Source organism: Micromonospora sp. NPDC049201 (assembly GCF_055586805.1).
The window spans coordinates 288,495-300,219 of the sequence record NZ_JBVJHM010000008.1; the positions used below are offsets into that span (position 1 = coordinate 288,495).

Annotated in this window: 12 protein-coding genes; 10 read left to right on the forward strand and 2 right to left on the reverse strand. The window is 73.2% G+C overall.

The genetic code is table 11. From position 1 onward, the window contains the following. Positions 1–158 precede the first annotated feature (158 nt). The 10 genes from ACZ6O5_RS19595 to ACZ6O5_RS19640 all read left to right on the forward strand — a co-directional run bounded on the left by ACZ6O5_RS19595 (position 159) and on the right by ACZ6O5_RS19640 (position 9,452). On the forward strand, positions 159–1,019 hold the full coding sequence (locus ACZ6O5_RS19595; RefSeq protein ID WP_465978902.1) for an STAS domain-containing protein: 861 nt from the start codon (positions 159–161) through the stop codon (positions 1,017–1,019). Then, positions 1,019–1,432, forward strand: coding sequence for an STAS domain-containing protein (locus ACZ6O5_RS19600; RefSeq protein ID WP_465978904.1), 414 nt, complete (start codon positions 1,019–1,021; stop codon positions 1,430–1,432). Before ACZ6O5_RS19595 ends, ACZ6O5_RS19600 begins: the two co-directional genes overlap by 1 nt. Further along, positions 1,429–1,848, forward strand: a complete 420-nt coding sequence (locus tag ACZ6O5_RS19605) for an ATP-binding protein (RefSeq protein WP_465978906.1) — start codon at positions 1,429–1,431, stop codon at positions 1,846–1,848. Before ACZ6O5_RS19600 ends, ACZ6O5_RS19605 begins: the two co-directional genes overlap by 4 nt. Further along, complete coding sequence (locus ACZ6O5_RS19610) at positions 1,845–2,858, forward strand: SpoIIE family protein phosphatase (RefSeq protein ID WP_465979083.1); 1,014 nt, start codon at positions 1,845–1,847, stop codon at positions 2,856–2,858. Before ACZ6O5_RS19605 ends, ACZ6O5_RS19610 begins: the two co-directional genes overlap by 4 nt. After that, positions 2,855–4,213, forward strand: a complete 1,359-nt coding sequence (locus tag ACZ6O5_RS19615; RefSeq protein WP_465978908.1) for a sensor histidine kinase — start codon at positions 2,855–2,857, stop codon at positions 4,211–4,213. The genes ACZ6O5_RS19610 and ACZ6O5_RS19615 overlap by 4 nt, the downstream gene beginning before the upstream one ends. Before the next feature lie 2 nt (positions 4,214–4,215). Further along, a complete protein-coding gene (locus ACZ6O5_RS19620) occupies positions 4,216–5,754 on the forward strand; it encodes a SpoIIE family protein phosphatase (RefSeq protein ID WP_465979085.1) in 1,539 nt (512 codons plus the stop codon). 321 nt (positions 5,755–6,075) lie between these two features. Further along, positions 6,076–6,642: a TIGR03086 family metal-binding protein gene (locus ACZ6O5_RS19625; RefSeq protein ID WP_465978910.1), complete on the forward strand. Its 567-nt coding sequence runs from the start codon at positions 6,076–6,078 to the stop codon at positions 6,640–6,642. 76 nt (positions 6,643–6,718) lie between these two features. After that, positions 6,719–7,255 carry a PadR family transcriptional regulator gene (locus tag ACZ6O5_RS19630; RefSeq protein ID WP_465978912.1) on the forward strand — a complete coding sequence of 179 codons (537 nt, stop codon included), beginning with the start codon at positions 6,719–6,721 and terminating at the stop codon, positions 7,253–7,255. Next, positions 7,252–7,953, forward strand: coding sequence for an ABC transporter ATP-binding protein (locus tag ACZ6O5_RS19635; RefSeq protein ID WP_465978914.1), 702 nt, complete (start codon positions 7,252–7,254; stop codon positions 7,951–7,953). The genes ACZ6O5_RS19630 and ACZ6O5_RS19635 overlap by 4 nt, the downstream gene beginning before the upstream one ends. Next, positions 7,950–9,452: an FtsX-like permease family protein gene (locus ACZ6O5_RS19640; RefSeq protein WP_465978916.1), complete on the forward strand. Its 1,503-nt coding sequence runs from the start codon at positions 7,950–7,952 to the stop codon at positions 9,450–9,452. Before ACZ6O5_RS19635 ends, ACZ6O5_RS19640 begins: the two co-directional genes overlap by 4 nt. Position 9,453: 1 nt before the next feature. Here ACZ6O5_RS19640 and ACZ6O5_RS19645 read toward each other — a convergent pair whose 3' ends face one another. Beyond that, positions 9,454–9,597, reverse strand: coding sequence for a hypothetical protein (locus tag ACZ6O5_RS19645; protein WP_465978918.1), 144 nt, complete (start codon positions 9,595–9,597; stop codon positions 9,454–9,456). Beyond that, the gene (locus ACZ6O5_RS19650) at positions 9,594–11,687 is read right to left on the reverse strand and encodes a S9 family peptidase (RefSeq protein ID WP_465978920.1); all 2,094 of its coding nucleotides are present in this window, start codon (positions 11,685–11,687) and stop codon (positions 9,594–9,596) included. Before ACZ6O5_RS19650 ends, ACZ6O5_RS19645 begins: the two co-directional genes overlap by 4 nt. Positions 11,688–11,725 lie beyond the last annotated feature (38 nt).

The window sequence follows — 11,725 nt, forward strand, 5'->3', positions numbered from 1 at the left end:
CGTCGACCTCCTGTGTTCGGGGGAACGGTATCCCACAATGACCGCGCCGCGCAGAACGGGAGCCGGCACAGGTGCTGTCGATCATTTCTTTGCCCCGTGGCAAGTAGTGCGGCAACCCCCGGTGATAGAGTCCGCCCGTCCAGATCTGGGAGGTCAACGTGGCATTGGGCGCAGAGCAGGGCGGTCGGCTCGCCGAACTGCTGAGTCGGCACGAGGACCGGTTGACCAACCGCTGGATCGAGATCGTCGCCGGCTCGTTGCGCGGCCGGCTCAGCCGGGCCGAGCTGGCCCGCCAGGTGCAGGAGCTGCACCGCGCGGTGGCCGACGCCGGCCGGCAGGGCATCGGCGACCTGGCCGACGAGCACGGTGGGGAGCTGCGGGCGGTGCTCGCCGAGCTCTCCACCAACCGGGCCCGCCAGGGATTCAGCGCCACCGAGACCGCGATCAGCGTGTTCGCGATCAAGGACGCCCTGCTGGAGCTGATGGAGCAGGAGCGGGGCGAGGGCACGCTCCGCGACTTCGTCGCGTTCTCCTCGCTGATCGACCAGATGGGGCTGTTCACCTTCGAGACGTTCGTCCGGGCCCGGGAGAGCCTGATCGCCGACCAGGCGGAGCAGTTGCTGGAGCTCTCCACCCCGGTGGTCAAGCTCTGGGAGGGCGTGGTCGCCGTCCCGCTGGTCGGCACGCTCGACTCGGCCCGTGCCCAGGTGGTGATGGAGCGCCTGCTCCAGACGCTCGTCGACACCGGTTCGCCGTACGCGATCATCGACATCACCGGCGTGCCGGCGGTGGACACCCAGGTCGCCCAGCACATCCTCAAGACCGTGGTGGCCGCCCGGCTGATGGGCGCCGACTGCATCATCTCCGGCATCCGCCCGCAGATCGCCCAGACGATCGTCGCGCTCGGCATCGAGTTCGGCGACATCGCCACCAAGGCGAGCCTGGCCGACGCGCTCCGTCACGTGCTGCGCCTGACCGGGGTCGAGACCGCCGCCCGCCGCGCCCGCCGGGAGTCGTGATGGAGCGGGTGCCGATCCTCAAGATCGGCGACATCCTGCTGGTCTCCATCCAGGTCGACATGTCCGACCAGACGGCGATCCAGCTCCAGGAGGACCTGGCCGAGCGGATCGTCGCCACCGGCTGCCACGGCGTCATCATCGACATCACGGCGCTGGACATCGTCGACTCCTTCGTCGGCCGGATGCTCTCCACCATCGCGTCCATCTCGAAGGTGCTGGACGCCGAGACGGTGGTGGTCGGGATGCGTCCCGCCGTCGCCATCACGCTGGTCGAGCTGGGGCTGTCGCTCAACGGCATCCGGACCGCGTTGAACGTCGAGCGCGGCATGGAGCTGATCGCGGCGAGTCGCGCCGACGACTGGGACGCGGAGCTCGTCGGCGACGAGGACACCGAGACGACGGCGACGCCATGACCACGGGCGTCGACCTGGGGGTGCCGGCGACGCAGGCGATCCGTAGCGACGAGGACGTGGTGCGGGTCCGGCAGTTGGTGCGGACCACCGCGGTCGCGGTCCGGCTCTCCCTGGTCGACCAGACCAAGCTGGTCACCGCCGCCAGCGAGCTGGCTCGCAACACGCTGATCTACGGCGGCGGGGGCAACGCCGAGGTGACCACCGTCTCCGACGGCCGCCGGCGCGGCGTCCGGATCGTCTTCGCCGACCAGGGCCCGGGCATTCCCGACCTCGACCTGGCCCTCACCGACGGCTACACCACCGGCGGCGGGCTGGGCCTCGGCCTCAGCGGCGCCCGTCGGCTCGTTGACGACTTCGACATCCGGACCGCCGTGGGCGAGGGCACGGAGATCACCATCACCAAGTGGTCACGATGAGCACCGACGTGGTCCCCGACCACGGCGTGTGGTTCCGGGTCGACAACGGCGCGACCGCCGGCGGCGTACGCCGGGTGGCCGAGCGGCTCGGGAGGCAGCTCGGGCTCAGCACGGAGCGCATCGCGGATCTGGCCATCGTCACCGCCGAGATCACCAGCAACCTGGTCAAGCACGCCCGCGAGGGCGCCCTGCTGCTCCGTCCGGCGCGTCGGGACGGGCGGGCCGGGGTGGAGCTGGTGGCCATCGACTCGGGTCCGGGGATGGCCGATCTCACGGTCTCCTCGGCCGACGGGCACTCCACGGTCGGCACGCTCGGCATCGGTCTCGGCGCGATCGCCCGGCAGTCGAGCCGGTTCGACGCCTACTCACGACCCGGCCGGGGCACGGTCCTGACCGCCCAGGTCTGGGACGGTCCGCCACCGGCGCCGGACTGGGCCGGCGGGTTGGCCCGGCCGATCACCGGCGAGCAGGACAGCGGCGACGGGTACGCGGTCCGGCTCGTCGAGGACCGACGGCAGGTGCTGGTCTGCGACGGGTTGGGGCACGGCCCGCTGGCCGCCGCCGCCACCGGCGCCGCGGTCGCCGCGTTCCGTTCGGCCCCGGCCGGCCCGCCGGACGTCGTGGTGCGGCACCTGCACGCCGCCATCTCGCACACCCGGGGCGCGGCGCTCGCGGTGGCCGAGCCCGATGCCGGGACGGGGCAACTGCACTACGCCGGCCTGGGCAACATCGCCGCCATGATCGTGGCCACCGGCGAGCGGCGGCGCGGCCTGGTGTCGCTGCCGGGCATCGCCGGGCACCAGCGGCCCACGGTTCGCGGGTACGACTACCCGTTCCCGCCCGGCGCGACGCTGGTGATGCACAGCGACGGCGTGGTGGACCGCTGGGACCTGGACGACTACCCCGGGCTGGTAGCCCGCCCGCCGCTGCTGGCCGCCGCCGCGTTGCTCCGCGACGCCGGGATCCGCCGTGACGACGCCTGCGTCCTGGTCGCCCGGGCGGCACAATGAGTGAACGCACCGAACCGCTCCTGCACCTGGCGCTCCGGGTCGAGCAGGACATCTTCCTGGTCCGGCAGCGGGGCCGGGAGGTGGCCGCGGCGATCGGGCTGGAGCACCAGGACCAGGTCCGGATCGCCACCGCGCTCAGCGAGGTGGCGCGGGAGCTGCTGCACGGGGTGGCCGGCGCCGACGTCACGTTCGCCGTCGACCGGGACGGTGCGGCCGGTCGGGCGGAGCTGCGGGTGGACCTGTCTCCGGTCCGTCCGTTCCCCGGCGGCCGGTACGAGCCCCAGTCCGGCGCGGTCGCTCGTCTCGTGGACTCGTTGCGGGTGATGTCGGTCGAGGGCGTTACCGTCGTGAGGATGTCCCGACGAGTACCGGACCATGCCGAGGAGCTGACGCCGGAACGCGCCGACCAGCTCCGCGCCGAGCTGGCGGAACGCGCTCCGGGCTCCGCGCTGGACGAGTTGGCCGCACAGAACGCGCAGCTCATCGCCGCGCTCGACGAGGTGCGCTCGCAGCGGGACGAGCTGGCGGTGCTCAACGCCGAGCTCCAGGAGACGAACCAGGGCGTGATGGCGCTCTACAACCAGCTCACCGAGGAGCTGGAGGAGACCAACCGTGGCGTGGTGGCGCTCTACGCCGAGCTGGACGAGAAGTCCGCCCAGTTGCGAGCCGCCAGCGAGTCGAAGAGCCGATTCCTGGCCAACGTCAGTCACGAGCTGCGGGCCCCGGTCACCGCGATCATCGGTCTGGGGCGGCTGCTGGCCGACTCCGCGTCCGATCCGCTGACCGGCGAGCAGGCCCGCCAGGTGGGGCTGATCCGGTCGTCCGCGGGTGACCTGCTGGCCCTGGTGAACGAGCTGCTCGATCTGGCGAAGGCCGAGTCGGGCCGGATCGAGCCGGACTGGTCCGAGGTCGACCTGCGGGCCGTGTTCGGGCAGCTTCGCGGCACGCTGCGGGCGTTGGCCACCCGACCCGAGGTGGAGCTGGTGGTGGAGGAGCCGCCGGCCCCGGCGACGGTCCGCTCGGACGAGGTGCTGCTCGCCCAGGTGCTGCGCAACCTGTTGCACAACGGCCTGAAGTTCACCGAGCGGGGCGAGGTGCGGCTGCGCGCCGAGCGTCGGGACGAGGTGTGGTCGCTCTCGGTCACCGACACCGGCGTCGGCATCCCGCCCGAGTTGCACGAACGGATCTTCGAGGAGTTCTACCAGGTGCCGGGCACGACCCGGGTCGGCGGCACCGGCCTCGGCCTGCCGTACGCCAGGCGGCTGGTCGCCCTGCTCGGCGGCACGCTGAAGCTGACCAGCGAAGCGGGCCGGGGCAGCACGTTCACCGTGGTCCTACCCGTGGGCGGAGCGTGACGGTGGAGGGCGGGCCGGCGACGGTGCTGGTGGTCGACGACAGCGGCCCGAAGCGTTACCTGCTGGTGAACTGGCTCGCCCGGGCCGGGTTCGTGACCGTGGAGGCCGAGAACGGCACGGCGGCGCTGGAGCGGGTGGCCCGGGAACCGGTCGATCTGGTCGTGCTCGACGTGCGACTGCCCGACATGAGCGGCTTCGAGGTCTGCGAGCGGATCAAGGAGGCGTACCCGTCCGTGCCGGTCATCCACGTCTCCGCGCACGCGGTGGACGTGGTCGACCGGGCGCAGGGGCTCACCCGGGGCGCGGACGCGTACCTGGCCGAGCCGATCGAGCCGGAGGAACTGGTCGCCACCGCGCACGCGGTGCTGCGCTACTACCAGGCCCGGCGGCGGGCGGAGCAGCTCGCCGAGCGGTTGGCCGCGCTGGCCGACGCCACGGTGGAGATGCACGCGTCGCCGAACTTCGTCCGGCTGCTGGAGGCCGCCGCGTCCGGTGCCGCGCGGATCTTCCGGTCGCCGGCGGCGGTGGTCGCCGAGACGTTCGACGGGGACTGCCTGGCGGGCGTGGCCGGCGACCCGCACACGCCGGCCGGGATCGTGCCGTGGGTGGTGGACGACACCGGCGTGCCGATCGGTACCCGGGTGTGGGTGGACCAGCCGGGCAACTGGCCGTTGACCGACTGGCCGGAGGGGGACACGGTGACCGTGGCCGCCTCGCGGCTGCGGGAGGACCGGGCGCCGCTCTACGTGGTGGTGCCGACGGCCACCCAGACCGTGCGGACGCCGGTGCTGGTGCAGCTCGCGCAGGCCGTGGCGTCGGCGGTGGAGGCGCAGCGCTCCTTCGACGAGGAGCATCGGATCGCGGTGACGCTCCAGCGCAGCCTGCTGCCCCGGCGGCTGCCCGAGGTGGCCGGCCTGGACCTGGCCGTCCGCTACGAGCCGGCGAGCGCCCAGACCGAGGTGGGCGGGGACTTCTACGAGCTGGTGATGCTGGACGGGCACCTGCTGGTGGCGATCGGCGACGTGGCCGGGCACTCGCTGCACGCGGCCACCGTGATGGCCGAGCTGCGGCACGCGGTCCGGGCGTACGCGGTCGAGGGGCACCAGCCGGGCATGATCCTGGACCGGGTCAACGAGCTGATGCGGACGCTGCTGCCGAACGAGCTGGCCACCATCTGCGTGCTGCTGCTCCACCCGGGCACCGGGCTGATCCGGATGGCCAGCGCCGGGCACCTGCCGCCGCTGCTGAGCCGGGACGGGCGGGTCGAGTTCGTCTCGCAGTCCGCGGCGTTGCTCGGCGTGCGCGCGCCCCGCCCGCCCGACCTGGAGTTCGTGCTGCCGGCCGGCGCCACGCTCGTCCTCTACACCGACGGGCTGATCGAGCGTCGGGACGCCACCATCGACGACGGGATGGCCGCGCTCGGCGTGGTGGCCACCCGGGTGGACGACGACCTCGACCAGTTCTGCCAGCGGCTGCTGATCGAGCTGGCGCCGCCGGAGATCCACGACGATGTCGCGGTGGTGGCGGTCCGCCGTCGCTGACCTCCGGTCGACCACTTACCGTAGTTGTTCGCAGTGGTTACTGACGGTGTCCGTCGGCTCGGGCGGTGGGTGAAGCTTCCGCCGCCTTTGCTCTGCAGCCACGGGCGCAGCACGGTCTTGAGCAGGGTCTTCGGGTCGAGCGGTGCTGCGGCGGTCGGGGGGCGTCGTCACCTTACGTGCGCGATGCGTCCATGGCTGCAGAGCAAAGGCGGTCCGGCCTCACCTCCACGGTGCCGATCGCGGTTACGCAACGCAATGCATCGATTTCGATCGAACCGATGTGTCGCATTTCCTCAAGACGGCTCCCATACCCTGGGTCCTATGAGTACGAAGACTAGTGAGCTGCTGGCCCTCGCCGAGCCGGGCACGGTGGCGGTGGTGCGGGGCATCTCCGACGACCACCTCGACCGACCCACGCCGTGCCGTGACTACACGGTGCGTGACCTGCTCAACCACCTGTTCGACGTGGTGGTCAACTTCGAGGCGCTGGCCCGGCGCGAGGAGGTCGACTGGTCGGTCCGGACCGACCACCTGACCAGCGGCTGGCGGGACCGGTTCCCGAAGGAGGCGGCGCGGCTGGTCGAGACGTGGTCGGATCCGGCCGTGCTGGAGGGCGTCTCGGCGGGCATGGGCGTGCCCCAGAAGACGATCGGGTCGATGGCTCTGATCGATCTCACCGTGCACGGCTGGGACCTGGCCCGCGCCACCGACCAGGAGTTCACCGTGGACCCGTCGGTGGTGGCGGCCCTGCACGAGTTCCTGGACGAGCGGGGCGACATGGGTCAGCGGATGGGCGTGTTCGCCGCGCCGGTGCCGACCGACGCGGCCCCGGGCTCGGTGGACGCACTGCTGGGCCGGACCGGGCGCGACCCGGCCTGGAGCCGCTGAACCGACCGGCCCGCGTCGGCCCTGGCCGGCGCGGGCCGCTCTTGACACTGCTATTCGCTCAGCGAATAGTAGGCCGGTGTCCACCCAGCACGTCCTGCTCGGGCTGCTCGCCGCCGGGCCGCGCCACGGCTACGAGCTGAAGCGCGCCCACGACGAGCGGCTGCCCCGGGCCCGCCCGCTGGCCTTCGGCCAGGTCTACGCGACGCTGGCCCGGCTGCACCGCGACGGCCTGGTGACGCCGTCCGGCCAGGGCCGGGAGGGCGGCCCGGACCGCACCGCCTACGCGCTCACCGACGACGGACGGGCCACGCTCGACCGGTGGCTGGCCGCCGTCGAGCCACCGATGCCGTACGTGGCCAGCACGCTCTTCGCCAAGGTGGTGGTCGCGTTGCTGGTGGCCGACGCCGACCAGGCCCGCGCCTACCTGATCGCCCAGCGCCGGGCGCACGCCGCACGGCTGCGCGAGCTGACCGCCGTCAAGACCACCCCCGGTGCCCACCTCGACGAGGTGGTCGCCGCCGACTTCGCCATCGCTCACCTCGACGCGGACCTACGGTGGCTGCACACCACCCTGGACCGGGTCGCCGACTGGCACCGGGAGGTGCACTCGTGACGTTCCTGGAAGCGCGCGGCGTGGTCCGGGCGTACGGCCCGACACCGGCGCTGCGCGGCGTGACGCTCGACGTGGCCGAGGGCGAGATCCTCGCGGTGACCGGCCCGAGCGGCTGCGGCAAGTCCACGCTGCTGCACTGCCTCGCCGGCATCCTGCGCCCCGACGCGGGCCAGGTGACCTGGCGGGGAGAGCGGATCGACACGTGGTCGGAGACGGCCCGCTCCCGGCTGCGCCGTACCGAGTTCGGGGTGTTGTTCCAGTTCGGTCAGCTCGTCGCCGAGCTGACCGCGGCGGAGAACGTCGCGCTTCCGCTGCTTCTCGCCGGCACGGGACGACGGGCGGCGCGGACGGCGGCGCTCACCTGGCTGGAACGGCTCGGTGTGGCCGAGGTCGCCGACGTCCGACCCGGCGAGATGTCCGGCGGGCAGCAGCAGCGCTGCGCGCTGTCCCGGGCGCTGGTCACCGAGCCGCGGGTGCTCTTCGCCGACGAGCCAACCGGCGCGCTCGACACGCTCGCCGGCGAGCAGGTGCTCACCCAGTTGGTCCGGCTGGCCCGGGAGCAACGCACCACGGTCGTGCTGATCACGCACGAGCCGCGGATCGCCGGGTACGCCGACCGGGAGGTCAGCCTGCGCGACGGCATGGTCGACCACAGCGGGCTGGGTCTCGATCCGGTGTTGCCGGGCGGCACGCGGTGAGGCCGGGCACGCTGCTGCGACTCGCGTTGGCCGGAACCCGCACGGACGGTGCGCGGGTGGCACTGACCGCGTTGAGCGCCGCGCTGGCGACGCTGGCCGGGCTGGCCGCGCTGACCGTGCTGGCGGTGGCGAAACCGCCCGGTCACGACTGGACGGAGTCCGCGCAGTACACCAACGGGCTGCTGCGCGAGCCCGGCCTGCGGCCCGGCGTGGCGTTCGCGTTGCTGCTGCTCTGCGTGCCGGTGCTCGGGCTGGCCGGGCAGTGCGCTCGCCTCGGCGCGCCCGGGCGCGACCGACGGCTGGCCGCGCTGCGGCTGGCCGGGGCCACCCCGGGCCAGGTCACCGGGCTCGCGGTCGCCGAGACCGGGGTGGCGAGCCTGCTCGGCACCGGCACCGGCCTGGCCGTGTTCGAGGTCGGCCGTCGGCTGCTGCACCGGCCGGCCGCCGACGGGCGGCTGCCGCTTCCCACCGACGTGCACCCGGGCCCGGTGGCCGTGGCCGCCGTGGTGCTCGGCCTGCCGCTGGTCGCCGCGTTGGCCAGCGCGTTGCTGCTGCGCCGCGTCACCACCACCCCGTTCGGCGTGGTGCGCCGGGTCCGCACGAAGGCGCCGTGGCCGTGGCCGGGCCTGCTCATCCTGGTCGCGCTGGCGTCGTTCGCCGCGATCCGGCCGATCGGGCTGTGGTACGAGCGGCGCGACCAGGCGCCGCCCGACTCGGTGGTGCCGCTGCTGCTGACGCTCGGCGGGCTGACCGCCATGATCGGCGTGGTGTCGGGCACCGGCTGGATCTCGTACACCACCGGGCGGCTGCTGCACCGCCACGGGCGCGGTCCGGCCGCGCTGCTCGCCGCGCGCCGGCTCACCGCCGACCCGTGGGCCGGCAGCCGCACGTTCGCCGCGCTGCTGGCCGCGCTGATCTTCGGGGCCGGGGCCGCCGGGGTACGGGCCGACTTCCAGGCCGAGGAGGAACTGGCTCGTCGCACCGGCGGTGGCCTGTCCAACCCGGACTTCTATCTCGGCGCGATGGACCTGGTCGACCTGGCCGTCGCGGTGGCCATGGCGATCGCCGCGGGCGGGCTGCTGGTGGCCGTGGTCGAGGGCATCACCAGCCGACGGCGGGCGTACGCGGCCCAGGTGGCCACCGGCGTGCCCCGGCCCACCATCGGCCGTGCGCTGCTCTGGGTGGCGCTCGCCCCGGCGGTGCCGGCGATCGGGCTCGCGCTGGCCGTCGGCTACCTGCTGGTCGCCGGCCTGATGCCGGCACCCAGTGGCGGCGGCTTCATGCAGCAGGTCTGCGCCGCCGGCACAGCGGGGTGCGGCACGAACGGCGGCGAGCCGCGTACCGAATGGGTGCCGAAGGTGACGGTCACGCCGGACGTGCCGTGGGAGCAGCTCGCCTGGTTCGCGGCGGGTGGGCTGGCGGCGGTGCTGGTCACGGTCGTGGCCGGCCTGCTCTTCCTGCGCGCCGCCACGTCCGTGGAGGAGCTGCGCACCACCTGAGTCAGCGGCCGAGCAGGCCGGCGGAGCCGGCGACGGCCAGGCCGATCGCGGTCGAGCAGCAGCAGACCACCAGCGCGGCGGCGACCACCGCGAGGATCAGCCAGGTCGGCCCGCGTCGCGCCGCCGGCTGATCTTCCCCGCTCACCCGAGGCCGAGGCGGTCCAGCGTCCACGCGTTGACGAACGCCTCCTCGCGCCAGGAGTCGTACCGGCCGCTGGGCCCGCCGTGGCCGGCGCCCATCTCGGTCTTGAGCAGGTAGTCGCCCTGCGGGGCGAGCGCGCGCAGCCGGGCGATCCACTTGGCCGGCTCGTGGTACAGCACCCGGGTGTCGTTGAGGCTGGTCACCGCCAGGATCGCCGGGTAGTCGGCCGAGGTCACGTTCTCGTACGGGGTGTACGACTTCATGTACGCGTAGACCTCGGGGTCGTCCAGCGGGTTGCCCCACTCCTCCCACTCGGTGACCGTCAGCGGCAGCGACGGGTCGAGGATCGAGGAGAGCGCGTCCACGAACGGCACCTGCGCGACGATCCCGGCGAACGCGTCCGGGGCCAGGTTGGCCACCGCGCCCATCAGCAGGCCGCCGGCCGAGGCGCCCCGGGCGACCAGCCGGTCGCTCGCCGTCCAGCCGGCCTTGACCAGGTGTCGGGCGCAGGCCACGAAGTCGGTGAACGTGTTCTTCTTGGCCAGCAGCTTGCCCTCGTCGTACCAACGGCGGCCCAGTTCGCCACCGCCGCGGATGTGCGCGACCGCGAAGATGACGCCACGGTCGAGCAGGCTCAGCCGGGCGATCGAGAACCACGGGTCCATGCTGGCCTCGTACGAGCCGTAGCCGTAGATGACCGCCGGCGCGGAACCGTCGCGCGGGGTGTCCCGGCGGCAGACCAGGGAGATCGGCACCCGGGTGCCGTCGTCGGCCAGCGCCCAGTCCCGGTGCTGCTCGTAGTCGGCCGGGTCGTACGCCCGCCCGTCCGGGCCGGGGCGTACCGGCTTGCGTCGCAGCAGCGTCAGCTCGCGGCCGGTCAGGTCGTAGTCGTAGATCGACTCGGGCGTGACCAGCGAGGCGTAGCGCAGTCGGATCGCGCCGGTGCGGTATTCCGGGTTCGCGTCCAGCCCGACGCTGTAGATCGGCTCGGGGAAGTCGATGTCCCAGCTGTCGTCGCTGCCGACCGGCACCACCCGCAGCCCGGTGAGCCCGTTGCCGCGCAGCGAGACCACGAGATGGTTCTCGAACGCGTCGACCGACTCCAGCCGGGTGCCCGGCGTGTGCGGGATCAGCGGCGTCCAGTCACCCGGCGCGTCGGCCGAGGTGTACGCCAGCGCGAAGTCCTCCGCGCCGTCGTTGTGCAGGATCAGGAAGCGGTGGCCGTGGTGCTCGACCGCGTACTCGACGCCCTGCCGCCGTGGGGCCACGATCGCCGGCTCGCCGGTGGGGTTGGCCGCCGGGATGACCCGGACCTCGCTGGTGATCTTGCTGTGGATGTCGATGACCACGAAGCGCTCGGAGCGGGTCAGCTCGACGCCCACCCAGAACCGCTCGTCGTCCTCCTGGTGGACCACCACGTCCTCGCCCGGGCCGGTGCCGACGGTGTGCCGCCACACCCGGTTCGGCCGCCACGCGTCGTCCACTGTGACGTAGAACAGCGTGGAGGCGTCGCCGGACCACGCCGTGCCGTAGAACGTGTCGGGCACCTCGTCGGGCAGCAGCTCGCCGGTGGACAGGTCCTTGATCCGCAGCGTGAACCGCTCGTCGCCGGAGAAGTCGGTGGAGTAGGCCAGCCAGCGACCGTCCGGGCTCACGTCGAACGCGCCGAGCGAGAAGAAGTCGTGCCCCTCGGCGAGCTGGTTGCCGTCGAGCAGCACCTCCTCGCCGTCGAGCGGGGCGCCGTCCGCGCTGACCGGGGGCGTGGTCTCACCGGGGCGGACGGCACGCCGGCAGCGCACGCCGTACTGCTGCCCCTCGACCGTGCGGGTGTAGTACCAGTGGCCGTCCTTGCGGGTCGGCACCGACAGGTCGGTCTCCTGGGTGCGTCGGCGCGTCTCCTCGAACAGCTCGGCCCGCAGCCCGGCCAGGTGGGCGGTGCGCGCCTCGGTGTAGGCGTTCTCGGCCTCCAGGTAGGCGATCGTCTCCGGGTCGTCCTTGGCGGCGAGCCAGGCGTACTCGTCGACGACGGTGTCACCGTGGTGGGTCCGCTCGGCCGGAACGCGCTTCGCCGTGGGCTGTGGGGTCGTGGTCACGGCGTCACGTTACCGCTCGGCGGACCGCCGCCGGGCTC